Origin of the sequence: Methanocella arvoryzae MRE50, from assembly GCF_000063445.1 — an archaeon.
In the GTDB taxonomy this organism is placed as follows: domain Archaea; phylum Halobacteriota; class Methanocellia; order Methanocellales; family Methanocellaceae; genus Methanocella_A; species Methanocella_A arvoryzae.
This window is the reverse complement of record NC_009464.1, coordinates 2426605-2451379: the sequence shown is the minus strand read 5'-3', so window position 1 is coordinate 2451379 and position 24775 is coordinate 2426605. Positions and strand designations below refer to the sequence as shown.

General features: G+C 56.4%; 25 protein-coding genes. 12 read left to right on the top strand and 13 right to left on the bottom strand.

The features are described from left to right. The first annotated feature begins 45 nt into the window (after positions 1–45). Positions 46–1020: a DUF4349 domain-containing protein gene (locus RCI_RS12105; protein ID WP_048198558.1), complete on the top strand. Its 975-nt coding sequence runs from the start codon at positions 46–48 to the stop codon at positions 1018–1020. 162 nt (positions 1021–1182) lie between these two features. On the opposite strand, the gene RCI_RS12100 is transcribed toward RCI_RS12105, so the two are convergent. Next, positions 1183–2319, bottom strand: coding sequence for a restriction endonuclease (locus RCI_RS12100; protein WP_012036734.1), 1137 nt, complete (start codon positions 2317–2319; stop codon positions 1183–1185). Positions 2320–2668: 349 nt separating this feature from the next. Between RCI_RS12100 and RCI_RS12095 the strand changes: the two genes are divergently transcribed. The 3 genes from RCI_RS12095 (at position 2669) to RCI_RS12085 (ending at position 5297) form a co-directional block, all read left to right on the top strand. After that, positions 2669–3418, top strand: a complete 750-nt coding sequence (locus RCI_RS12095; protein WP_012036733.1) for a DUF128 domain-containing protein — start codon at positions 2669–2671, stop codon at positions 3416–3418. Positions 3419–3613: 195 nt separating this feature from the next. Continuing rightward, entirely contained in the window at positions 3614–4783 is a 1170-nt protein-coding gene (locus RCI_RS12090; RefSeq protein ID WP_012036732.1) for a deoxyhypusine synthase, read from the top strand. A gap of 10 nt (positions 4784–4793) precedes the next feature. Beyond that, entirely contained in the window at positions 4794–5297 is a 504-nt protein-coding gene (locus RCI_RS12085) for a deoxycytidylate deaminase (RefSeq protein ID WP_012036731.1), read from the top strand. An 11-nt stretch (positions 5298–5308) separates the two neighbouring features. Here RCI_RS12085 and RCI_RS15925 read toward each other — a convergent pair whose 3' ends face one another. Further along, on the bottom strand, positions 5309–5863 hold the full coding sequence (locus RCI_RS15925; RefSeq protein WP_012036730.1) for a flavodoxin domain-containing protein: 555 nt from the start codon (positions 5861–5863) through the stop codon (positions 5309–5311). 166 nt (positions 5864–6029) lie between these two features. Here RCI_RS15925 and RCI_RS12075 point away from each other — a divergent pair, with 166 nt between their 5' ends. The 4 genes from RCI_RS12075 to sppA all read left to right on the top strand — a co-directional run bounded on the left by RCI_RS12075 (position 6030) and on the right by sppA (position 8614). Further along, positions 6030–6503, top strand: a complete 474-nt coding sequence (locus tag RCI_RS12075) for a type IV pilin (protein ID WP_012036729.1) — start codon at positions 6030–6032, stop codon at positions 6501–6503. A gap of 13 nt (positions 6504–6516) precedes the next feature. Further along, complete coding sequence (locus RCI_RS12070; protein ID WP_012036728.1) at positions 6517–7116, top strand: PA14 domain-containing protein; 600 nt, start codon at positions 6517–6519, stop codon at positions 7114–7116. Between the two features lie 70 nt (positions 7117–7186). Beyond that, positions 7187–7567 (top strand): hypothetical protein, encoded by a 381-nt coding sequence (locus tag RCI_RS12065; protein ID WP_148266617.1) that lies wholly within the window; start codon positions 7187–7189, stop codon positions 7565–7567. 90 nt (positions 7568–7657) lie between these two features. Next, positions 7658–8614, top strand: coding sequence for a signal peptide peptidase SppA (gene sppA / locus RCI_RS12060; protein ID WP_012036726.1), 957 nt, complete (start codon positions 7658–7660; stop codon positions 8612–8614). Between the two features lie 271 nt (positions 8615–8885). Here sppA and RCI_RS12055 read toward each other — a convergent pair whose 3' ends face one another. Beyond that, positions 8886–9986, bottom strand: a complete 1101-nt coding sequence (locus RCI_RS12055; RefSeq protein WP_012036725.1) for a TIGR04013 family B12-binding domain/radical SAM domain-containing protein — start codon at positions 9984–9986, stop codon at positions 8886–8888. A gap of 221 nt (positions 9987–10207) precedes the next feature. On the opposite strand from RCI_RS12055, the gene RCI_RS17065 reads away from it, so the two are divergent. From RCI_RS17065 to RCI_RS12040, 3 genes are all read left to right on the top strand, one after another. Beyond that, on the top strand, positions 10208–10360 hold the full coding sequence (locus RCI_RS17065; RefSeq protein ID WP_158308913.1) for a hypothetical protein: 153 nt from the start codon (positions 10208–10210) through the stop codon (positions 10358–10360). Between the two features lie 10 nt (positions 10361–10370). Beyond that, positions 10371–11378, top strand: a complete 1008-nt coding sequence (locus RCI_RS12045) for an AbrB/MazE/SpoVT family DNA-binding domain-containing protein (protein WP_012036723.1) — start codon at positions 10371–10373, stop codon at positions 11376–11378. Between the two features lie 233 nt (positions 11379–11611). Further along, complete coding sequence (locus tag RCI_RS12040; RefSeq protein ID WP_012036722.1) at positions 11612–13678, top strand: sodium-translocating pyrophosphatase; 2067 nt, start codon at positions 11612–11614, stop codon at positions 13676–13678. A 388-nt stretch (positions 13679–14066) separates the two neighbouring features. Here the strand turns inward: RCI_RS12040 and RCI_RS12035 are convergent, their stop codons facing one another. From RCI_RS12035 to RCI_RS12025, 3 genes are all read right to left on the bottom strand, one after another. Beyond that, on the bottom strand, positions 14067–15191 hold the full coding sequence (locus RCI_RS12035) for an aldo/keto reductase (RefSeq protein WP_012036721.1): 1125 nt from the start codon (positions 15189–15191) through the stop codon (positions 14067–14069). Between the two features lie 146 nt (positions 15192–15337). Continuing rightward, on the bottom strand, positions 15338–15526 hold the full coding sequence (gene dmpI, locus RCI_RS12030; RefSeq protein WP_012036720.1) for a 4-oxalocrotonate tautomerase DmpI: 189 nt from the start codon (positions 15524–15526) through the stop codon (positions 15338–15340). Between the two features lie 114 nt (positions 15527–15640). Next, positions 15641–16411 (bottom strand): ZIP family metal transporter, encoded by a 771-nt coding sequence (locus tag RCI_RS12025; RefSeq protein ID WP_012036719.1) that lies wholly within the window; start codon positions 16409–16411, stop codon positions 15641–15643. Positions 16412–16721: 310 nt separating this feature from the next. Here RCI_RS12025 and RCI_RS12020 point away from each other — a divergent pair, with 310 nt between their 5' ends. Next, the gene (locus tag RCI_RS12020) at positions 16722–17201 is read left to right on the top strand and encodes a carboxypeptidase-like regulatory domain-containing protein (protein ID WP_012036718.1); all 480 of its coding nucleotides are present in this window, start codon (positions 16722–16724) and stop codon (positions 17199–17201) included. A 156-nt stretch (positions 17202–17357) separates the two neighbouring features. Here the strand turns inward: RCI_RS12020 and RCI_RS12015 are convergent, their stop codons facing one another. From RCI_RS12015 to RCI_RS11985, 7 genes are all read right to left on the bottom strand, one after another. After that, positions 17358–18251: a radical SAM protein gene (locus RCI_RS12015; RefSeq protein WP_173363046.1), complete on the bottom strand. Its 894-nt coding sequence runs from the start codon at positions 18249–18251 to the stop codon at positions 17358–17360. A 142-nt stretch (positions 18252–18393) separates the two neighbouring features. Beyond that, the gene (locus RCI_RS12010; RefSeq protein WP_081477341.1) at positions 18394–19002 is read right to left on the bottom strand and encodes a sarcinarray family MAST domain-containing protein; all 609 of its coding nucleotides are present in this window, start codon (positions 19000–19002) and stop codon (positions 18394–18396) included. After that, the gene (locus RCI_RS12005) at positions 18954–22127 is read right to left on the bottom strand and encodes a DUF7286 family protein (protein ID WP_012036715.1); all 3174 of its coding nucleotides are present in this window, start codon (positions 22125–22127) and stop codon (positions 18954–18956) included. Before RCI_RS12005 ends, RCI_RS12010 begins: the two co-directional genes overlap by 49 nt. Further along, on the bottom strand, positions 22124–23215 hold the full coding sequence (locus RCI_RS12000; protein WP_012036714.1) for a DUF7284 family protein: 1092 nt from the start codon (positions 23213–23215) through the stop codon (positions 22124–22126). Before RCI_RS12000 ends, RCI_RS12005 begins: the two co-directional genes overlap by 4 nt. After that, on the bottom strand, positions 23212–23640 hold the full coding sequence (locus tag RCI_RS11995; RefSeq protein ID WP_012036713.1) for a hypothetical protein: 429 nt from the start codon (positions 23638–23640) through the stop codon (positions 23212–23214). Before RCI_RS11995 ends, RCI_RS12000 begins: the two co-directional genes overlap by 4 nt. A 7-nt stretch (positions 23641–23647) precedes the next feature. Then, positions 23648–24250: a hypothetical protein gene (locus tag RCI_RS11990; protein WP_012036712.1), complete on the bottom strand. Its 603-nt coding sequence runs from the start codon at positions 24248–24250 to the stop codon at positions 23648–23650. After that, positions 24247–24735 (bottom strand): hypothetical protein, encoded by a 489-nt coding sequence (locus RCI_RS11985; RefSeq protein ID WP_012036711.1) that lies wholly within the window; start codon positions 24733–24735, stop codon positions 24247–24249. The genes RCI_RS11990 and RCI_RS11985 overlap by 4 nt, the downstream gene beginning before the upstream one ends. Positions 24736–24775: the final 40 nt, after the last annotated feature.

Sequence of the window (24775 nt, the reverse complement as noted above, 5' to 3'; positions counted from 1 at the left end):
TAGTTTAAGCCATTTATAAATAATCGAGCGTATAACTAGTTGATTATGAGATCAAAGCTACTATTACCACTCATCGCCATAGCTATCATACTCGTTGCAGCCGCTGCCGCGGGCTGTACGAGCATGAATGGCGGCACCGGGCTATCCTCCGGGGACAGGCCCAGCTCATACGGAGAATCCTGGAATGGCCCGCAGGTTGCCCCGCAGTACCCTGGGGCTTACGATAGCAAGAGCTCTGGCACCGCCGGTGTAGCGCCAGTGCCGACTGCGTCGGGTGAAGCCTATTCTGACATTGGGAACCGCAAGGTGATCATGACCGCCTCCATCCAGATCGAGACCACTAAGTTCAACGAGTCGGTAGATAAAGTAAGGTTCCTTGCTACCTCCACCGGCGGGTACGTCCAGTCGTCCAGCATGAACATGTACGACCAGAACCGGAGGAGCAGCACTATCACCATCAAGGTCCCCCAGTCGGCTTACGAGCAGACTCTATCCGAGATCCGAAAGCTCGGCACTGTGAAGTCCGACAGCTCTACTGGTTCGGATGTTACATTACAGTATGTCGATGTGGAGTCGAGGCTGAAGAACCTGAGAGCTGAAGAGGCGAGGCTCATCGACATCATGGATCAGGCGAAGAATGTCACGGAAATACTGGCAGTAGAGAGGGAACTGTCCCGGGTGCAGGGAGAGATCGAGTCCTACCAGGCCCGGCTGAACGTGCTGAACAGCCAGATCGACTTCTCCACAATCACGGTCTACGTTACCGAGCCTGAGCCGGTTGTATCCTACGACTGGGGCATCGGGGACGCGGTCACTGAAGCGGTCCACGCTTTCGTAGGCATGATTGGCGGCCTCATCGTGCTGACAGGCTACCTCATACCGCTGGTGCTCTACCTGGCGCTCGGCCTCGCGGCCCTCTACCTGCTGATCCGCGGCGCCCTCTGGCTGTACAAAAGGTCTCAGAACAGGAAGACAGAGGCCGCAGAGGAGAAGAAGGAGCGGCCAGAAGAGAAGAAGTAATTAAAAGATTGATGGTCACAGTGGTCATCGAGACCACTGTGATCCCGCGCTTTTTCGACGAATGTCAAATAATCCGGGAGCCGGATACTGTTTTTCGCTTTCAAGCCTGTCTTTACACGCCGTTGAAATCTGGCGCCGACGGCGCTTCAGTGAGCCGCAGGCTTACAGGATCTCCGCGCCGTCGTCCATCGGGGTCTGGGTGGGCTTGCCATCGTAGGCGTTGATTTCCATGTAGCCCTTGTGGCTGCGGACCGACCAGAACGGAACGTACAGCATTTCCATGGCGAACTTGATGTCAGTGGGCTTGGGGCTGAACTTCTTGTGCTCCACGATCGCCGCTTCGCCCTGGGTACCCTTGAGCCGGATAGTCCGGGTGTGATCGTCGATGATGGACTTGATGGCCATTGCCCGGGCTTCTTCCTCGGTCAGAGCCGCCTGCTGGATGTGGTACGGTGCGTCGGGCACTTCAACGCCGTCGATCAGTTTCAGGTTGGGCACTGCATCCACGTTCCTGTTGATCGCGTTGATCATCTTCGAGCCCTTGCCGGTCATCGGCACGGTCAAGTCGCGGTACTTGCCCATGACGTCCAGGGAGTAGTCGTACTTCCAGTAGGGGATGAAGTTGAGGGTTACCTCAGTGTCTTCCGCCCTGCCGATGTTGCCCGATATCTTGACAGCGTCGGTAGCCTTGATCTTGACGGGATAACACTTGATAGGCAGTTTCAGTGGCTCTTCCTCTACCTCGGGCTCTTCTGCCACCGCCACATCCGCGGCGACTGCCGGCCCGTCTTCAGCCTCGAAGACTTCCTGCCGGGGCTCCGGCCTCGGCTCGGCAGCGACTGCCTTCCCTGCAGCCGCCCTAGCAGCTTTAGGCTTCTCCGGGGCGCTGCCGTAAAGCTCCTGGGTCAGCGCTGACACGGAGACTTCCTTCTTCTCGGCCGGGGCAGGCTCCGGCGAGGACGCAAACGGATCGCGGTCCGCGTCGATACGGAGGAGGACCGCTTTGCCGATCTGCTTCTCGAGCTCCGCCCGGTCCCAGATCATGACGTCCCTTACCCTTGCAGCCTTTTTCACGTCCTCCGTGAAGTAGGTCATCGAGACGATGAGGGCTTTGCAGCCCTCGGCTTTCGCCATGTCGGCGAACTGCCTGACATCCTCCGTACCCGGGTTGTCCATGACTCGGATGGCCACATTATTGTTCGGCTTCTCGGCGACGAGATCGAAGTCATTCTTAGCACCCACCGTATAGTTGTAAGTGCCAAAAATCTGCTCCAAGACATCTATCAGATTATTTGACATCGTAACTCCCTTTATGATTTTTTACGGATACAGCCAATAACAGGCTCATGTCGCCGGCGTACCGCCTTCGACACCCACCAGACCTGCCTGTGCCTCGCAGCCTCGTCGCCCGGGAAGGTTGTTTCCGACCAGTTTAGGGTGACAGGCAAATCGGCTTGACTACGGGGTTATTTTAAACTCAAGATATTTAAGCTTGGCTCTCTTTCGCCGAAAATTGCACCGAAACGGGCATAATCGGCAGGTTCCGGGGTGCCTCCGGGCAAGATCCGCCGGATTCCCGGACGGCCGGGTTTTAAGCCCGCGAATCCAAAAATAGATAACTGATAGATTCCAAGTATTTTTGATTCCCATGCTTGCTCAAGACGAAGAGATGATGTTCACCGACGCCAGGATCGACTCCATCATGTACCAGGTGACCTTCAATCCCAAGACCAGAGAAGGCGACATCATAGCCAACCTGTCCCTGGTCGACAAGAAAGACCTGGACGAAACGCTGGAAATCTTCCGGCAGGTCATGTACAGCGGCCTGTCAGTCTGCTCGTACGTCAAGCTTTTCGACGAGGGAGATATCTTCTCGGGGCTGACGATCCCCGCGGGCAAAGCTGGCATCACTACTGTGTGCAGCATCACGATAGACGGCGTGCTGCTCAAGTCCGGAATCCCCGCGAAACCCATCTTCGGGGGAATCGTACAGGTGAAGGACAGAGTTCCGGTGAGGTTCACAGACAGCATCAGGTACGAGTGCACGACCATCGACCCCCTCGAAGTCCTCATGTCTCAGGACCTCACTTCAGTCAGGGAAATGATGAGGACGGGATCGGGCAAGATTCTGGCCAACCTCAGGGAAGTACCGATGGCGGCCAAAGACGACGTCGACCGCACCATCAACCGCCTGCTGACCGCCGGATTCTACGGCATCCTCGAAGTCGGCGAGCCAAACTCCCCGGTGCTGGGCGCAGATGTCAGCAGAGACCACATGGGTATTATCATCACTGGCGGCACCAACCCGATGTGCGCCGCCCAGGAAGCGGGCATCCCCATTATCACAAAAGCCATCAAGGGCGTGCTGGACTTCCACGAGATGAAAAAACTGGCCTGAGAGGATAAACAGGCGACCTTATGCCGCAACAGGCGGCCATATGCCGCCTCAGCCTTCATCCCGAAAACTAATTTTCCGGGCGTAATTCCGCCTGTGAAGGCCTCTTCTGGAACATAACCAGAAAACAGGCGTACGTCGCCCATTAAAAAGTTTTATATTCTAAAACAAGTTTTCTATTTGAAAGAGGATAGCGAAGTGGCAAAGAGTAAATTCCTACAGAAAGAGACAGTTCCAGTCAAGGTCACAGAGAAGACCATCGCAGGCCTGACTGACGCTATGGCCATGACCGGCTTCCAGGGCAGGAAGCTGGGCGAGTCCGTCAACACCTGGGCAGACATGCTCAGGCAGAACAACCTGACCATCATGATGGGATACACGGGAGCCATGTCCCCCGCGGGCATGCGCAAGATCATCTCATACATGATCCAGAACCGCATGATCGACTGCCTGGTATCTACCGGCGCCAACATGTTCCACGACATCTTCGAGTCCATGGGCGGGCACCACTACGTGGGCAGCCATGTGGCCAACGACGAGGCGCTCTTCAAGGAAGGAGTAGACAGGATCTACGACGTCTTCGCAGTTGAGCAGGAGTTCAGAGGCGCAGACTACATGGTCATGGAGTTCGCCAAAGAACACCTCGAGGCGGGCAAATCGTACTCCTCCAGAGAGTTCCTCTATCTACTAGGCAAGCACATGACCGAGAAAGGCTGCGACCCGGACGGCATAGTCGCCAGCGCATACAGGTACAATGTGCCCATCTTCGTGCCCGCGCTCTGCGACAGCTCAATAGGCATCGCCCTCATGGTCGCCAGGCGGGAAGGCCACGCGATCAACATCGACCAGATGAAGGACGTCGATGAGATCACCCAGATCGTGGAGAACACAAAGAAGACTGGCGTCGTATACATCGGCGGAGGCGTGCCCAAGAACTTCATCCAGCAGACCGAAGTCATCATGTCCATGCTCGAGCTGCCCATCGAAGGCCACAGCTACGCCATCCAGTACACCGCAGACGCACCCCACTGGGGCGGCCTGTCCGGCTGCACCTTCGAAGAGGCTGTCAGCTGGGGCAAGATCGCCGCGGTAGCACCCAAGGTGCAGGTCTTCGTGGACGCCACCATCGCCTTACCCGTAGTGTCCCACGCCCTTGCTGAGAAGACGAAGGACTACATCGGAAAGAGAAAGGCTCCGCAGTACGACTGGTCCGGCAAGAAGCTGAAGGTCAGGTTCGAGGTGACGAAGGCTCCGGCCGTAAAGGCTCCTGCAGCAAAGGCACCAGCATCGAAGAAAGCGCCGGCTAACAAGACGGCGGCTAAGAAGCCGGTGGCTAAAAAGGCGACGGCAAAAAAACCTAAGAAGTAAGTGATCCCCTATGAGCCGGCCATCCAAAGACGAGTATTTCATGGAGATCGCGCAGGTAGTCTCGAAGAGGTCTACCTGCCTTCGCCTCCATGTAGGCGCAGTCATCGTGAAAAACGGCCAGATCATCTCTACGGGATATAACGGCGCACCCCACGGCTTCGATCACTGCCTGGACATCGGGTGCATCAGGGAAAACCAGAACATCGCCCACGGCACCAGGCACGAGCTGTGCCGGGCCGTGCACGCCGAGCAGAACGCCATCATTCAGGCGGCCATCCACGGCGCCTCCATCGAAGGCGCCGCAGTCTACTGCACCCATCAGCCCTGCATACTCTGCACCAAGATGATCATCAATGGCAAGATTAAGAGGGTCGTGTACCTGAACGAGTACCCGGACACGTCCTCGCTGGACTTCCTGAAACAGGCTGGCGTCGAGGTCGTACGTATGCCCGGCGGCAAAAACGAGCTGCAGCCCGAGCAGGTTCCCCTGGAGCAAAAGCAGTCCAGCGTCTAAAAACCATTTTTTTATTTTTCCCGGGGCTCAGGCGGAATGGCTTCGGGCGGCCGGGTCAGGAGATCGTAGAGATTTTTCCCCCAGCCGACAGCATCGTCCCGGTTGGTGAAATTGACCTCCTTCAGCCGATAGCCCTTCAGAAAATACCTGATGCGCAGCGAGATCCGGTCCAGCTCAGTCATTTCCTTCAGGTCGATCTTCCCCAGAAAAGCCCTGGAAGCGATGATTGTGCCTTTTACATGATCTACCAGCCGCTTCAGTTCCTTTTGCCCCGCATATCTTTTGGCCCGCTCCGGCGTCATATCGTAAGGCACACTCACGGTAAACAGAGCCACCTTCCGGTTCAGGAGCACATCCCGGTACTTATCCATAAAGTCCACAATTCTCGGCGAGGGCATATCATTGTAGATGGGCGTTCCGACGACGACCAGATCGTAGTCCAGACCCTCGACATCATCCACATGCCGGATGTCGGCGTCGTTGATCCCCTCCGCAATCCAGTTAGCTATCTGCTCCGTAGCACCATACTTCGTATCGTATACAACAAGCGCTCTCTTGCCAGCCATGGCTACTCCCTCGCATCAGTCCATTTACTATCGGACCTGCGGAATGATGTATTGTCTCGCCATTTTGGGCGGCATAAAGGCGGCAGTAATGCAAAAGCTTTATATTCAATAAATTGTAAATAAGTTATTTACACTGAAGTGTATATAACCTTTCGAGGCCTGTAAAATGCCCCTACACCCCATAACAAAAGACGACTTCGGCGTAGAAAACGCCGTCTATGGCATACTAATGATCGCTATCGTAGTCATGGTAGCGCTATTGATAGGATCGCTCGTGCTGTCCCAGGGCGGGCAGGTACAGGTGCTGGCAAGCTCACCTAAAGCCAGCCTCACCGGCGTCATGTACGGCGGTACTACCCCCACCATGATGATCAACCACGAGTCGGGAGACCCCCTGCAGGTGAGCCAGATCATGCTGAACGTCTACGACGATGATGGCGTGCTGATCGGATCCACACAGGTATCGAACATTTCGCCTGCCGTCACCCCGGAGCAGCTAAGCCCGGGCATGCAGACATCTGCGATACCGCTCTCCCTCAACACTGGTAAGACGATCGACACCGGATCGAGATACACAGTCAAAGTAGTGAGCAGCCAGTCCAAACAACAGATAGGCAGCGTCGTGCTGGTGGCACGGTAGCCGGTGGTCGGCGATGGACGACCGGGGTATATCCGACGCGTTCTTCACCGTGATGTCTATCGGCATCGTGGTGCTGGCAGGCATCCTGATCGCAAGCACAGTGCTCGCCTTTGCCAGCAGCCACGGAAAAACCGCCGCAGACCAGCTGAAAGAGCTGCAAGAACCAGGGCTGAAGAAAGGAGTCAGCGCCTTCTACTACACTATCGACCCGGCAACATCAGACCTGGCCTCTGCAGACCCGAACAAGATCCTGCCGGACAGCTATGCCACACGCCGGACGGAGAACGCCATTTCGGCAGACGCGTCGACGCTCCCCGAGGAGGCCCCGGATCAAAACGGGATGATCATCTGGACAGGATATGTCGCTATCCCTGCCGAAGGGACATACACATTCACCCTCGACAGCGCCGGCGGCTCATGGTTATGGATCGACGGCAGACAGATAGTCGCGAACCCAGGCAACCATCCCAGGGCATCGGTGAGCAGCCTGCCTGTGCAGCTTTCCGCAGGACTGCACAGGATCAAGGCAAGGTACTACTATACAAGCGAAGCTTTCTGCAAAGTCACGTGCAGCCACGAAGGCCATGCCCAGGAACTCCGGCATTACCATTAAATACTGGGGTGAGGGCTTCCGATGCATTTAAATGCTTTTAGCGGATGATATGATTAGAACTGGTGTTCGCATGAGTAATGTCCAACTGTCACCCCTGGCAGAGATATTCGGCAGCAACTCTTCCGCAGAGCTGATCGTATTTCTGGTGTACAACCACGGGAGCGACTTCACAATCAAGGATATGGCAGACCGGACTAAGATCACCAAAGCCAAAATTTCCCGGATGAAGGAAGGCCTGCTAAAGTACAGCGTGATCCAGGAGACCCGCAAGGTGGGCAAGAACAGCTACTACAAGTTCGACCGTAACAGCAAGTTCGGCAAACTCCTGTACGATTTCGTCTTCGCGGCCGGAGCACCGGAGAGGGCAGCGGCCCAGGCAGCCGCCTCCGCGACCCCGTTGCCCAGGAACAAGGGCAAGGACGATGGGATGGGCAAAATCATCATCGCATAACTATTTTTGTAAATGAGCCACTCCAGCCTATAGATAGAAAATATATATCCCACCATTCCCACTATCTATAAGCTATAAACTGGTGTCAGCATGGAAGGTAATAAGCCCAGGCTCTTTAACCCTGTCACAGGTGTCTTCATTTTACTGATCGTCGTCATGGGAATTGTCCTCACGGCGGAATCTATATTCATCATCGCTCAGGCGGGCATGTTTTCAGACATATTCTCGGACATAACCCCCGTCTCACCAAGTAAGGTAGCCGTTATCTACGTGGAGGGCGAGCTGATCACCGACAATATCCCGGACGGCCTGGGCTATGCGAGCTCTAACTCTATCGTCAAGCACCTCAGGAAGGCAGAGGAAGACAAGAGTATAAAGGCCATCGTGCTCAGGATCAACTCGCCTGGCGGCACGCCTGTCGCAGCCCAGGAGATTTACCGGCAGATCAACAAGACCAGCCAGGTAAAGCCGATCGTCGTCTCGATGGGAGACATCGCAACGTCAGCAGCATACTATATCTCTGCCCCATGCACGAAGATAGTTGCCAACCCCGACACATTTACGGGCAGCATCGGCGTGATCTGGACCTTCGAGAACAAGAGCGGCCTTTACGAAAAGGAAGGCATCCAGTACTACGTCGCCAAATCCGGCCCCTACAAGGACGTCGGCGCCGACTGGAGAGGCCTGAACGAAAACGAAAAGGCTTACGTCAACAACATCATCAACCAGTCATACAGCCGGTTCGTGGACGCCGTCGCCAGCGGCCGCCACATGGACAGGGAAGAAGTCCAGCGCCTCGCCGACGGCAGGGTCTACACAGGCTACGAAGCCCGGGACCTCGGCCTGGTAGACGACCTCGGCGGCATGTACGAGGCCATCGACATCGCCGCAGAACTCGGCAACATCTCCGGCAAGCCCGAAGTCACCTACGTCAACGATCCGTCGCTCTACGAACTACTGTTCGGCAGCGAGGCCATGAACAACGTGAGCATGAGAGAAGGGTACTACCAGCCCTACTACTCACCATACGGGCGTATCTATGCCTGATTTTTTACAAAAGTACTGGTGGCCCGCCTCGTTTCACTACAGAGAACGGTCACCACAGAGACACAGAGACACACAGAGAACGGCTCACCACAGAGATACACAGAGATTTTTCGGTAAATAACTGGATAGTAACCACTTAATTTATCAGCCTCTGTGCGTCTCTGTGCCTCTGTGGTAACCAGTTCTCTATGAACCTCTGTGCGTCTCTGTGCCTCCGTGGTAAAACAGTCGAGGTGAATCTCAGTGGTTAAAAGGCTGGCAACTGAAAAATTTATGCTCGTTTTGGCGACCACGAACCTGTCAGCCTGCCACCCAGAGCTAGTTTCCCGAGCAACCGGTCTATTTCTGGATCGACGGACGCCGGCGTAGTGCCTGCGAGCTCGGTGCCCGGCAGCGGTAAGAAGTAATGTGCCCGGATTTTGCCGCCTTCCCTGATGATGGCCCGGATGTTTTCGAGGGTCGCCGTCTGGTCTTCCTTGTTTTCCCCGGGGAGCCCGAAGATGAAGTCGACGACAGGTGTCAGGCCGGCGTCTTTGATGGTGCGGGCGGCTGTGACAACCTGTTCGGCGGTGTGGCCTCTGTGGATGGCTTTTAAGACTCGATCACTGCCGGACTGGCCGCCGAGGTGGAGCTCTTTGTTGGCGCAGTATGTGGTGACCAGGCTGACCATATCAGGGGTGACGAACTCCGGCCGGACTTCGGAGGGGAAGGTTCCGAAGTAGATGTTGCCGGAAAGATTTTTCAGCAGCTTTTCCACGGCCGCCGGGTTCGGCGTGATGCCGTCTGAGCCGTAGGCAAACGCGTTGGGGGACACCAGTCGCTTATCCTCGTAGTACTTGTCGTATTTGCAGATCGACTCTACGCTGCGGTGCCGCATGCGGTGGCCGAAAAGCCTGGGGGTCTGGCAGTAGGCGCAGTTCCACGGGCAGCCCCGGGAGATTTCGATCGGGCCGTACAGGGGCGGCTTGAACGGCGGATATGCGTCGAGGTCGACGTCTTCTCTTTTGCCGGTGTAGCAGTAGTGCCCGTCCTGCAGGTAAGCGATTCCCCGGACCTTCGAAACGTCACCGCCGGCGCGTATTGTGCTGAGCAGTTCGGGCAGCGTAGCCTCGCCTTCCCCGACCACCACGTAGTCGAAGTGCTCCAGCGCCTCTTCCGGGCAGCCGCTGGGGTGAGGCCCGCCCGCGATGAAAACAGAGTTAGTCGTGGCAGAGTCGACCTCGCGGTAGATCTCCGGAGCCTGCAGAGAAGCAAAGCTATAGAGCATGATACCGTCTTCAGGCCTTTTGACCAGGCGGTACTCCCCGATGACCGGGGCGAGCGCTGCTATGCTGTAGCGGTTCTTCGGGCTCCAGCGGAAGTTGATCTGCATCGCAGGCCTGTTCGTGCTGATATAATTAAACTTTATGGGAGGAGGAGAGCCGGAAGAGTGGCAACAGGGACAACGAAAGTATCATAAATGAAAACAATATATTACTCTTAGGTTAGGTTGTCGTTATGGATATAGCTGCGTTGCTGATCTACTTTGTGATACTTGTGCAAGTAGTACTCGTTGTCACAACTTTTTATCTATACATGGGCAACCGTCTTCGTTTGTTCCTGTACCTAGGCCTGGGCTTCCTCGCCTTGCTGATCATTAGTATACTGCAGGTCCTGCTTCCCGGCACCGACAGCGGACTCTACACGAACCTGCTCACTGCCGGCGCCGGGCTGTTCTTCCTGTCGGGCATCCTGTCAGCGGTCTGAGGGAGATAGCATGCTGGTACCGTTCGTGAAAGTGGTGTTCGAAGGCCCCTCGGGTGAATACTATGCCCGGCTGAAAAGCGTGGTCTCGTCCAGGATGACGGGCTGCGCCAGGCTGGTTTTCTCGGATTTCGAGGGCACGATCTTTTACCGTGAAGGAGTTGCAGTCACTGCGCTCCAGGAAAGCGGCATGTGGATGGCGCTGGGCCCCGAGATGATAGCCCCGCTGGAGAACAAGGCAATAGCCACCACCGGAACGATGGCGATCTACGAGCTGACTCCGGCGATGTTAAGCCTGTTCGAGGGCAGGAAGATTGGCACCACAATCGATACCGAACTGGGCGATCTGGTGAACCCGGGCATGCTCCTCGACAACCTGCGCAATGCGGCCAGCACCTGCATCCTGAAGTTCAGGGGCCAGGCATGGACCGGCTACGCCTTTCTCGCTTCAGGCAAGATCGCCGGAGCATCTTACATTTCGGAGAACGACCGCCATTACGGGGATAAGGCGATCGACTCAATAAAGAAGGCGACAGGAAAAGCATCCGCTGCGATATACTTCCTCGAAGGAGGGGCGCCGATCGCTGAAGCCCTGCCTCCGGAGCCAGCAAGGCCTGTAAAGGAAAAGCCCATAGAGGTACAGGCACCCGCGCCTGCACCCACACCAGTTCCTGCACCTGTGCCCGCAGCTCCGGCAGAAGCCCGGGAAGCTCCCCGCCAGACAGAACTGAAGGTGGCCACTGGCAGCACTGCGAATCTGCTGCACGAGTCCAGGATCGCCACCCTAGAAACGCTGGAGACCCGTAAGATCGCCTGGATGGACGCTGCAACACTCGCCGCGCTAAAGCTGAAAGAAGGTGGCTCTGCCACGCTGGTTCTGCCGGGAGGGGAGACGGAGAAAGTGACCGTCGGCCTGGCAGAGGTACTGCCCGGCACGCCTGCCGGCATACTCATTCTACCGAAAAAGCTCCGCAGGCGACTCTCGATCGAGCCGGGCAGCACCGTAGTAGTAAGGCCTTAACTACCGGCCGCTATCAGCTAAATCGCCAGTCGCATAAAGGTAAACGTTATAAACTAGCACTATTATTAGTAATACCAACCAAGCTACTAAAAAAGCAAGTACCACCGTTCAAACATGAGACGCTTACGCGGCTTATGCGGGCTTTTCCCGTCAGTATTTATTCCAGCCCGGATTTGCATGGTGGTCGATGGTCTGTATGTATCAATCCGTATAACACAGGAGGAAAAGCCTACATGGATTATTATACTCTACTGGCGCCAGTTGCCGGCATCATTGCGCTGGCATTCGCAGGCTACCTCACCTGGTCGGTACTCAAGGAAAGCCCCGGTACCGAGAAGATGAGGAAGATTTCCGGAGCCGTGCAGGAAGGCGCTATGGCGTACCTGAACAAGCAGTATACTGTGATCGCCATCTTCGCGGTTGTCATTGCTGTCATCCTTGCAGCCGTCATTGACCCGAAGCCATGGGTAGCAGTCGGGTTCCTCATCGGAGCCGTACTGTCTGCAGCTGCCGGCTACATCGGCATGAACATCTCGGTCAGAGCGAACGTCAGGACCGCGGAAGCGGCCAAGTCCGGCATGGCCAAAGCCTTATCCGTAGCCTTCAAGGGCGGCTCCGTCACCGGCTTCGCAGTAGTGGGCCTCGCCCTGCTGGGTATCAGCGGCCTCTACCTGGTCGCGATCAGCCTGAACTTACCCGCTGAGAAAGTCCTGATGCCGGTCGTCGGCCTGGGCTTCGGTGCCAGCCTTATCAGCCTGTTCGCCAGAGTTGGCGGCGGTATCTTCACCAAGGCAGCCGACGTAGGCGCAGACCTGGTGGGCAAAGTCGAGGCAGGCATCCCCGAGGACGACCCGAGGAACCCCGCCGTCATCGCCGACAACGTAGGCGACAACGTAGGCGACTGCGCCGGCATGGGTGCAGACCTGTTCGAGACCTACATCGTCACGGCGCTCGCAGCCATGCTGCTGGGCAACATCCCGTCGATCAGGGACCCCCTCATCGCCAGCCTCGGCCTCTCGGCCATCGCAGCCAGCAACCTGGTCATCTTCCCGCTCGTGCTGGGCGCAATGGCCATCTTCGCATCGATCATCGCCACATTCTTCGTCCGCCTGGGCAAAGACCAGACCAAGATCATGTGGGCCCTGTACAAGGGAGTCATTGCAGCCACTGTTGTATCAGCAGTGCTCTTCTACATCGCTAACTACCTCCTGATGGACGGTAACATCAAGATGTATCTCGCCTCGCTGATCGGCCTCGGCGTCATGAGCGCGATGGTCATCATCACCGAGTACTACACCGCGACCAACTACCGCCCGGTCAGGGAAGTCGCCAAGGCATCCCAGACTGGCGCAGGCACCAACATCATCCAGGGCCTCGCAATGGGCCTTGAGGCTACCGCACTGCCGGTCCTTGTGATCGTCATCGGCATCTTCCTCGCCTACCAGGTAGCCGGCGTATACGGCATCGCCATCGCAGCCGTCGCCATGCTGTCGGTCACCGGCATCATCGTAGCAGTAGACTCCTACGGCCCGATCACGGACAACGCAGGCGGCATTGCCGAAATGGCAGACCTGCCCGAAGAGGTCCGCAAGATCACCGACGCATTAGATGCAGTGGGCAACACCACCAAGGCGGTCACTAAAGGTTATGCCATAGGTTCAGCGGCCCTCGCTGCCCTGGCGCTGTTCGCGGCGTTCAAGGCAGAGATCCCCGGCGGCGAAGCCCTGAACCTCTCCATCGACCAGCCCATCGTCCTGATCGGCCTGTTCATCGGCGGCGCCCTGCCGTTCCTGTTCAGCGCCTTCTGCATGCTGGCCGTCGGCCGTGCTGCTTTCAGCATCGTCAACGAAGTCCGCAGGCAGTTCAAAGAGATCAAGGGCATCATGGAAGGCACCGGCAAGCCGGAGTACGGCAAGTGCGTAGCCATCGTCACTGAGGCCGCACTCAAGCAGATGGCCCTCCCGGCTATCCTCGCAGTCATAGCCCCACTCATCGTCGGCTTCCTGCTCGGCCCCGCCGCCCTCAGCGGCATGCTCCTCGGTGTTATCATCACCGGCCTGCTCCTGGCCATCCACATGACCTCGGGCGGCGCCGCATGGGACAACGCCAAGAAGTACATCGAGCTGGGCAACTACGGCGGCAAGAAGAGCGATGCTCACAAGGCCGCAGTAGTGGGCGACACCGTCGGCGACCCGTACAAGGACACCGCAGGCCCCGCCCTGAACGCGCTGATTAAGGTCATGAACACGATCTCCCTGATCTTCATTGGCCTCATTGGTACGTACTACCTGCTGAGATAAGCGTACAGGAACGTGAATGACCTGGCATTATGCCAGGTCTTCCATACTTTTTTAAACATAACAAATCATTGTAATAATTATAATGCAATCGCTAATGAAAAGCGTGTTTTCAAGTAGAGGAATTGAAAAATAGAAAAAGCTCGGCCCCGGGAGGCCTCGGTTTTAAATCGCAAAGACGCAAGGGCGCAAGGGCGCAAAGGTTTTTCAGAGATCCCTTTGCGTCGTTGCGCCCCTGCGTCGACGCGACCGAAGGGTCGAATCCTTGCATATTGCGAACTAAGTACAAGGCGGTCAGGCGCCGACAATATCCACATTTTTCACAGGACTATATTTCGACTAAAAAGTACGGGCGCTCATAAAATAAAATTCTTTGAAGAGCTATCAGGATCTAAAACCCGAAATACTCAGCGACTTCCTTCATCTTCTCAGGTACTGCTACTCCCTGCGGACACTTCTCCACACACTCCCCGCAGCCAGTGCACTTCGATGCGTACTCGGTATCCCCAAGGAAGAACTCATAGCTCTTCTTAGCCTTCCGAGGCTTATCGAACATGAAGGCACTGTTGTAGAACGAGAAGCACTCTGGTATAGCTACACCATTCGGGCACGGCATGCAGTACCGGCAGCCAGTGCAGTTGACCTTCATCTGCGCCTGCAGGAGATCTCTGACTTTCTCGATTGCCGACCGCTCTTTAGCTGTCAGCGACGACGGGAGACCTTTTCTTGCCGAGCGAAGGTTTTGCTTTAGCTGGCTCATCCGGCTCATGCCGCTGAGGACTACGGTGACTTCGGGGTGATCCCAGACCCAGCGCAGGCCCCATTCTGCCGGAGTGCCTTTGCCGGCTTCGGCCCACAGGGGTTCTGCCGCTGGTGTTTTTAACGCCATAGCCCCGCCGCGGAGGGGCTCCATGACTGCCACGCCCAGGTTCTTCTTCGCCGCATAGCGGAGGCCTTCGGTGCCGGCCTGTAGTTGCTCGTCCAGATAGTTATATTGAATGAGAGTCATCGTCCAGTCGTACCCGTCGACTACGGACTTGAAGGTGTCCAGCTCGCCGTGGAAGGAGAAGCCGGGATACGTAATTCTGCCGTCTTCGATAGCCGAGTCCAGGAACCGGTCGAAGCCCAGCTCCTGCATTTTCGCCCAGCTGTCCCGATCTAAAGTATGGATGAGGTAAAAGTCGATGTGGTCGGTCTGGAGCCTCTTCAGCTGCTCATCCAGGTAATAATCCATGTCCTCCCGGGACTTGATCAGCCAGGTGGGCAGCTTGGTGGCCAGGTTTACCTTTTCACGATAGCCGTCCTGCAATGCTTTCCCCAGCACGGTTTCGCTCTCGCCGTCATGGTATGGCCAGGCGGTGTCGAGGTAGTTGACGCCGTGGTCGATGGCGTAGCGCACCATCTCGATCGCTTTCGCTTCGTCGACGTGGCCTTCTTTTGTCATGGGGAAGCGCATGCAGCCGAACCCGAGGATAGAGAGGTCACGGTCGCACCTGGGCATTTTTCTATAGAGCATGATTAACTGTCCGGATATCTTATTGCCCGAACAGCTCTTTAACTTTTTTCAGGTTCTCCCGGATAGGCAGCGACTGGGGGCACTTCTCCTCGCAGCGCTTCATCTTTCGGTAGAGCACCGTATCACCGGCTGTAAAAGGCGTGGCCTTAATGCTGCATCTTAGACAGCTGGGCCCCGCCCACGCCGAAGTTGTCCGCGGGCGGCTCGTGGATGACGACGATGATCGTCGAGGCCGGGAGACCGGTCACTTCACTGGCAACTTTGGTAAAGCCTGTGATCAGCTGCTCTTTCTGCTCTCCGGTAAGCGGAGTTGTTTCGATAGTGATGACTGGCATACAGGTTAATCCTCCATAGTACATTCGTCATCCCCGTTTCATCAATGTTTTCCCGGCACTAAACGCTCTGGCGGCCTGTTGGCCGTCAGAGTATAGCAAATGAACTGTATGTATTCAGTGAAGACCTGTCTTCAACATGACAAAGGCTGCCAGAAAACCAATCACAGTAATCAGCCCTATGAAAGCGGAAGCCCGATGAAATGCTTCGGGTATCATCGTCTCTGTCAGCATCGCCAATAACCCGCCAGCGGCGAACGCGGACATCAATGCGATCGTATCTGCCGGAAATCCCCCTAAAACGCCATATCCTAATACTGCCGCGATGCCAGAGGCAAGCGCCAGCCCTCCCCAGACGCCGAGAACGTAGCGGGAAGATCGTCCGGCATCTTTCATGCCCGAGGAGCTGGAAAGTCCCTGGGGAACGTTTGCCAGGAAAAACCCTGCGATAGTAGTGAAGTGGATCACGCCGCCCCCGATCAGGCTCAACCCGATGACCAGCGACTCCGGGATGCCATCTACCAGGGCACCTAAAAACAACGATAGCCCGCTGCCGGGATGTTCCTCCTCGCCGGGCTGCTGCACACATTCTCCGCAGCGCTTGCGGTGTTGTGCCCCGATCTTTGCAAGCAGCCAGTTGGCCGTGCTAAAGACAATGCCACCGGCTAAAAACCCGATGGCAGCGATTTCAAATCCCGCCTGCACGTATGCCTTCTCCACAAGATCGAAAGACAGGATCGAGATCAGGACACCGCCACCGAAGCCCATGATCGTGGCAATCTCGCGGTGACGCAGCTTCATGTAATAGCCGGCCAGTGCACCCAGGAAAAGACCGAGACCAGCGACAAGGCCCCAGAATCCTGCATCTAAGATTGTTGTCAAGGTCAATCAAGCTCCTGCATGGTCATGTTTACAAGGGTTTAACAGGGCCGTCCCTCGTAACGATGATATCGCTGCTGGTTATAAGTCGACTCAGAGATCATCGTCTTCATCCCCATAGAGAACGTAAATATGATGTCTATTGTGCAATGGCATCTTAGTATCACGCCTTTTTAGCGGCGGATTAGAAAAACGGCTTATTCTACCAGGCTATAGTGCTCTATACGCTCGATCTGGAATAGAGAGCTGAAACAGTGCGATGGTAAAAGATAAGATTACAGCGACAGCATAAATACAGAAGAGTCTAAAATACAATTAAATGCACTTAAAAAGAATAATAGTTATCACGTTCTCTTTACTAGGTATAGCTGCTCTATTAAATAACGTAGCAGCGATGAACAATACTTTTTCAATATATGGGACGGTCACAGAGCAAAATGGCACGCCCATCCCGGGAACGAACATCCGGCTAATTGAATCGAGCGGCGGCCCGATATCCTTTGACGACCCGGGATTTCAATCAACTGTTACAGATGACCAGGGCAGATTTTCATTTGTGAACGTCTCGACAGAAGCAGACAGTTGCTGGATTACCATCCATTATCCAGATCATAAGCAATATTTTCCGCCCGGGAAATCTCTGATGTCGGTACCGGCATCAGGGGAGCAGTACGTAAACATCACAAGAATTGCGGTTGAAAGCGATGCGCCGCCAGGATATAATGCTGCACCCGGTTTTGAGGCAATGGTGGCAATGATATGCATGATATTTATTTGTATATTTAGGAATAAAAAGTAATATTTAATAACGGGTGTTAGGGGGACTTTTTACAAAAAGTCCCCCTCGTCACCCCCTCAAAAACATCGCTTTTAATGCGCCCTTACAGGGCATGATCGGGCGTCGAGAGTCAGGGGAGCCTTTTTGGAAAAGGCTCCCCGACAGCCCCTGCCAAAACTATGCGTGATAGTGCTCTCCGCCCATCCGCCTCTGTGCCGGCGAGATGGACTTCTCCTGTCCCGGAACACCGCACGCATCGGCCCGGCATTGCTTGCACAGCCGGAACTGTGGCAGGTACTTCTCTGCGACAGCCCTGGCCTGCTCAAGGTCCGAGCACTCCGGCGCTCTCAGGTTGGCGAACTTGTAGAGCGGGATCATCGGGATGATGTTCATGAGCACGGCGCCCTTTTCGGCGGCCATCTTCGCGATGGGCTCGATCTGGTCCGCGTTGATTTCAGGCACCAGGACGGTGTTCACCTTGACGATCAGGCCGGCCTTGGCCGCCATCTCTACGCCCTTGAACTGGTTCTCGACCAGGAGCTTTGCGCCTTCTTCGCCCCGGTAGGTCTTGTTATGGTAGCGGACCCAGGAGTAGATCTGGGCGCCTACTTTGGGGTCAAAGGCGTTGATGGTGACGGTGACGCTGTGCACGCCAGCATCAAGGATCTCGGGGAGCTTCTCCGGCAGCAATAAGCCGTTAGTGGCGATGCACTTGATGAGTTCGGGGTGCCTCTGGTGGACGAGCTTGAGCGCCTTTAAAGTCTCGTCGTTCGCCAGTGCCTCTCCCGGGCCTGCCACGCCGACGACCTTGAGGTTGTCGATCTCGGTCAGGACTTTGTCGACTTTGTCGGCGGCCTCCTCGGCGGTCATGACGCCCGACGAGACGCCCGGGCGGTGCTCGCACTTGTCGATCTTGCGGTTGCAGAAATTACACTGGATGTTACACTTGGGCGCTACCGGCAGGTGAATCCTCGCGGTGGAGAAATGCGCCTTCTCGTTGAAGCATGGGTGCGCCGAGGTCATGTGAGAGAACTTTGACCTGGTGCCTTCGTACATTTTCAGCTGATCCATAAGAATAACTCGCTCCGGGGCTGCCCGGGGCCGCATAGCTATACAACATGCGACCCGCGAACAAATATAATAATCACAAACTTCCCGTTCTTCGTTATATACTTTTTGAGAGGGGTTGCCGACCTATTAATATCGATTACTTCTAAGTACGGCCATCCCTTTTTATTTTTAGTAGTGAGATAGAGACCAGAACTAGAAAACCAGCCCATGCAGGAACAGCGCTGGCTTGCGCCGGAGATACCGGTTTTTCGGTATCACTTTCGGCCGGCAGGATTCTGGCTTCTACAACAGTGAAGTAGGCTAACGCATAGGGTCTTGTATCACCCTCACGGTTCAACTGGCAGTGAATATTGACCGGCGCCGTGCCGTTCACCCAGTTATCGTTGGCTGCCAGTACCCAGCTAAAATGGGCCGGGCCAGACTCGTTGCACCTTCTGGTGAGGGTATCCCACATGGGGTCGCCAGAGATGCTCCCGTATGCGTTAGTGTACCCGGGCTCCATCAGTGTGGCGTAGGCGAAGCTATCGCCGTCCGGGGTCATGTAGAGGTCAACGGTGAAAGGCTCCCCGACCTGCAGCGATACGTTTTCGACTGTGGCTTCCTGGCAGTTGAAATAAGCCTTGATGCTCCGGGCGTCCACATCGGAAGATGACAGCGAGATTACTGCCAGAAGCAGCAGAAAAGTGTAGAGCAGGCTTCTGATCATGGCCACGTAGGTGCCTCCTCGAAGCCCTCGCTCTTCTCGTCCCATTCTCCCGATTTATCTCCAACACCCTGCGGTCCAGGGGGAACAAGAATGAAGGTGGAAGTCTTGACGCAGAACCGTATGGGCTCGTTGCGGCCGAGCAGAGTCCCGTCCGGGCCTGTCACGGTCTGCCACCTGCGGGTATAGCAGGGCGCCTCATGCCCGAAAATGGGATTGGGGACCGCCTCGTTGTCTGCATCATACACGGTGAGGTAAGGGATGTCGCCCTGGACTTCGATGTACCATACGTTCATCGTGGCCCACCAGCCATAGGGTGGAAGCAGTGGTATTCCGCTCGGAATTTTAGACATCGCCTGCCCTATGGCTGCTTCGGTGCCCGCCTGGACTACCTTTTCGGCGGCGGCCTGGGTGAAGTCATTGATCACGCCTTTGACCTGGCCCTTGACGCTGTCTACGACAGCTCTGATGGCTTCCCGTTCGGCGTTCTGGACCTGTTCCCGGATCCTCCGGGAAACATAGTCGGTATACTCGTCCGCGTAGCCATCGGCCTTCTCCTGCGCTTTTTTCTTGACAACTTCCGCGCTGGCGTCGATCAGGTCGTCAGCCACTTCCCGGCCGATCTGCCCGTTCTTCAGGTCTTCAACAATAAGAGTAGTATTGTTTCCCCGGCGGGCGTAGGCGTCGTCTACTGCCCGATCTATGTCTGCCTGCGAGATACTGTCTCCGGCCTCCGGGTCTGCATTGATCTTTTGAGCTATCTGCTTTTTCAGCTCTACTTTGGTGCCGGCGGAGATCTGGTCTATGAGAGCGCCTGTTTCTGCTACGAGCGTCTCGTTACCGGTCTCTATGGCGGAGTTTGCCATGGCGTCCACGCAGTCCAGTAACGGGCCGGCCATCGCCTCGCTGAGCTCTTCTGTATCCAAGAAGCCGGCAGGCAGGGAGAAGAGGCAGATGTTGCGTAGCTTCAGAGGCCTGGTGGTATAGCCGGTTTCCGGGTCTGTGTACCGATCGGTATACAGGTAGTGGGGAGACTGGTCGATCGCAAGCGTCACTGATTCTTTCCAGGGGTAGCCCCCAGCTGCTTCGGGGCTGCTGTTGAGCGTCATGGGCAGGCCAAACTGTATGTAAAAGTTGTTGTCGAGGTAGTTTCTGGACTGTGCGGCACCCGTCGTTATATCCGAGGAGTTGAGGCCTGTGCCGCTGAGGCTGCTATCGAGGGTGCGGTTGATCTGATCGCCGGACAGCCCGGCTGCCCGGTCCAGCTGGGCCCGGACATCTTCCAGCAGCGCCCGGCGCACGTAAAAGATGGCTTTGCTTCCGCAGGACCGGTATAACAGCTGTTTACTACCGTTCATCCCGGCGATCTCCGTCGCGTAAGCAGGCTGGTCGAGATATGAAGGGTACTTCTCCTCGAACTGCCTGAGCATTTCTGCGTAAGCGGCGGAGGACATGGCCGCGGGGGAGCCGCCGTACTCTTCCGGGTCGAGAGTGACGTGTATGTCCTGGCGCAGGTTCTGGCACAGGTCCTTGAGTTCGTAGTCGGCCTCGATCTCCATCCACACCGGCCGGTTGTTGCCCGGGCCGCAGATGAAGGAGTACCCGGGGTTAGTGTACCCGTATGGCAGCAGGGTGTTGACGTCCCCTCTGCGCCTCATCGCTGCAAGGAGGTTTTCCTCAAATCTGCCCTCCGGGCCGTCGAAAGAGCCTTCATATTGCCGGATCAGGTCTTTCAGGTTGTTGTCCGTAAACGCCTTGCGCCCGAAGCTCAGGTCTTTCTGGTACTGGAGGGGAGTACAGGGGTCCTGTATATCGTTGAAGGCAGGCTGGAGCAGCGGATCGTCGAGGCGCTCTGCGGAGTCCATGTATTTGCCGGCGCCGTAGAACTCTATGGAGGAGTACCGGCTCAGGACGTAGTTTACCGTCACCCTGTCCGCATACGGTATGCTGTTTGCGTCATGGCCGTAGACCCGGAAGGTCCGGGTGAGCGGCACCTGGTAGCCCTTACAGAATGGCTCGACCTGGCGGATGATTGCAGGCTCTTCCACGATCCCGGTACGATTGCCTTCTGCAGTATAGTAGTCCCTCTCCCGGGTTGCGTCGAGGAACATGTATACCCGGTATGCGCCGGAATAGCAGGACTCTGCATATCCGCCGAAGGTGACATTGTGGTAAGCCCGATCGACGATGTCGTCGATGGTAAAGTTGTACTGGCGGGGCGGGGCGGATGAAGCATTCCCGGGTAAGTCCTTTTTACTGGTATTGAGGACACTGTAGTTGGTGACTGACGAGGGATGTGCTTCCGCACCTGAGCAGTAATACACCAGGCTTGCGAGGCTCAGCGGGTCCACGGAGTTGAAGGTGTAGCCCTGCTCCAGCAGGTTTGCCCCGTTGGCCATCAGTGCCATGTCGCCGTTGTCCACGATGTTCAGGGGCATGCCCAGAAAGTACTGAGAGTATCCCCTCGCCCAGGTGTAGGCGTAGGATGCGGCGGTCAGGTCGGCAAACATAGCCGTGTCGTTCAGGCGTTCTGCGTATTCCTCCGTCATGCCCTGCAGCAGCGGGTACCGGGAGGTGATAAGCGCTCTGACTATTTTTGTCTCTGTATACGTGAAGTCGCTGTCTTTCTTACTTACGGTGAGGCGTACGGGCACCGTGAGGATGTAGTAGGCGGTATAGTCCCGTTGACATGGAAGGACGGGGTGGTCAAGATTCCTTGTCAGCGTCATGTTACAGGGAATAATTTGTATTGAACTCTGGTCTCCGTCGATCCGGGCGGTGACACTGTAGTCCCCGTACTGGAAGTTGCCACGGTAGTTGGACTCAAGGTATGCGGCGAGTTGCCGGTAGGTGAGGCTGCGTATCCTGTCCTCGTTGATCTTTTCGGGGCTCTCCCCCGGCCGGCTGCCCGGGCTGGCGTTGATCACCGGAGTCATGCCCACTTCTGATTCTGCGTACATGCCGGCATAGTTGAGGGCGCTGCCGATGTCCGAAAGGGCGAGCGTCAGGGCAGGGCTGAGGTCCCGCTCCGCATCCTCGGCGGTGCCCGCCGAAGCGATCCTGGCTTCGGTGCTCAGCAAGAATACTGTTACTACAGAAGATATCAGCAACATGAGCACCCCGATGGCTACGAAAGGCACTCTGGCCCGGTCATCGTCGATCCACTGCTTCATCCGCCCACCCACACTGACATTGTTACCCTAGCCCGGGAAGGCTCATACCGGGTGAGCAGCCAGGAGAGGATTTTTTGCTCGATGGCCGGATAATCCGACCCATTCTGCACAATTTCAGCCGCGCAGCTTGCGGCCAGGGCATTGAGGGAGTCCCGGTTCTGGAAGACGACTGCCTGTACAATCGCATCTTCTCCCATGCTCCTGACATCGAGCGCATGTGTGTCTGCCGAAGTCGGGTTTGTGGAGAAGGCTTCGAGTGCGCTCGCCGGATCGATGCGGCGGTCTTCAGCCCGGGGAGAGCCAAGGGTGTTGCCCCAGATTTCCTGCACCTCGGCCCGAGTAGAGTTGGCGAGGCACCGCTGAAGCGATTCATGGATGCCTGCCTGTAATTTCGCTGAGTCGTTATCTGATCTGTACGCTACGATGCTCTCGTTTATGGATGCGAGGTCAGGCTCGTTCAGGTTCCGCAGGCCGGCCATCGTGATCTTTGTCGTATAGGGCATGGTCACGAAGGTCTGTATAGACATGGCTCCCGGGGGATGAGGCCGGCCTGCGGTGACGCTGCCCTCGAGAGGCACTCCGGCGAAGGGCATCCAGCGTAGCGTGAACTCGTAGCCGAAGCGTTGATCTACCCTCGATCGGACGGCTTTATCAACAAGCAGCCTGATCTGCTGATCATACTCGGTGGTCAGCGGGTTGAGACGGAGGGTGTCATTGCCATAGCGCATTACAAACTGGCATGCGGCATCTTCGGCTGCCAGGTCCATGACTGTGCGGTGCCGGCTGCCCCTCCCGAGGACTGACCTGGTAATTTCTTTGTACAGGAAGTCGTTAGTGGCATTGATGCCGCCGTATGTCGCGATCTGATCGGCCACGTCGCCCAGGATGCGGTATTCGAAGTAGTCCACCTTTTCCGTCTCCATGGTAACTATAGCGGCCGTTGCCAGTTCCCGAAGGTTCCTGTCGGTCGATGCGCGCTCCATGCTATGACCCATGATAACAGGGCTGAGGATGACAGCGCAGGCGGATACCATGACCAGGAATAGCAGCGCATCCACGGTGGTGGAATATGCTCGATCGTCTTTCATGAGCCCTCCCGGCATACGACTGTGAGGAATCCGGAGACAGTGCTGGCATCGTTCAGGATGACGCAGATGGGGATACGATACCGTGCTGAAGGGCCGGAGCCTGTATCTTCAGTGCTCCAGCTATGTCCTCCCGCGGCGATCTCGACGGATACGGCAGTTCCCGGATGTCCGTACCGCCGGGCCATTTCGGCCATCGCCCGGGCATTGTCCAGCTTTCTCGCGTCCAGGAGGCCCTGATAACCGTCGGCTGCTATGGCGGGGTCGCCCGCCATGGAAAGGGCAATAGTGCGCAGATCATCCATTTCCTGAGCGTAGTATGCGGACGATGCGTATGACTGGTATGCGGAGGTCATCAGGTAGCCGAAGAGCAGGATTCCTATGGAGACCAGCCCGATCGCAGATAAGTCTGTGTAAGGCTCGGTCACGCCCCGATCATCGCTGGTAAACAAATACACAGGGAATACACTCCGTTCCCGGGCTGGAGTTAGCCCGGACATAGATCAGCTCTTTCTCGACGATCAGCGGCCTCGCAGGATCCACAGGAACTGGATTGACAGCCATGTCGGTACAGGCGGCAGTCAGCAGATCGGTGATCGTAGACGCATTGCAGGCGTTGACGGGCGACTGTTCAGTACCGTATGCTCCGCAGGTGAGGTTCAGACATTCCCGGAACCCCCCGGTGCCGTTCCACGAGATGCTGCCGCACGAGTACCTGCCGGGGCATACCCGGACAGGAAGGGGCCTTGCAAATGTCCCTCCGGACCGGTCTTCTGCAATGACATAATCCGTAGAAATCGAGATGTTAATTCCATCATACCTGTACTGCCTGGCGTGGATGTACGGGACCGAGGAAGTCGCTACGGTGGCAATGTCTCCGCTGACTTCGGAGGCGCAGTATTGCAGGACTACCGACCGATCTGCGGGCAGGGTGGTCCTGAAGAGCGAGAAGACGATCAGCAGCAGGACTGCAGATGCCAGCAGGGCTCCGAGCCCCATGAGCAGCTCTTCCGCACCGAGTTCGTCCTTTGACCTCATGCTGCCTCCGCCCGTATGCAGGCTTTATAGCTTCCGTTTAGGCTGGCAGGGCTGACTGTTAGGTAATATTTCCCGGGGTAGAGAAGCAAGGGAACGTCAGCAGGCCCGTCCGGCTGATCGCAGGCGAAAGGTATGTCCGACACGTACGTGTCCGATCGGCCGTTGGAGTACTCGATGAAGTAGGACCGGTCAGCGCGGACTGTAGTGCCGTTTACCGGGATTGCCCCGAAAGCGATCATGCGGACAGTTGACGGTACCGACACATCGAGGGATCGGCCGGCGCTCTGGCCAGGGCAGTCGCCAGCGTAGGACAGCCTCGCTAGCTCGTAGATCCGATCGGCCTCGGCCCTGGCCTGGTACTCAGAGTGAGCGCCAGCCAGGTCAGCCATCCCAGAGGCCGTGAGGACTATCAGGAGCGCAGCCACGATCACCATGACCATTAGCTTTGCCGGCAGGAAGTCGGCTCCGGAGTCATCATCGAACATACTTATTTACAATCACACGCAAATTACTTATAGTTTACCA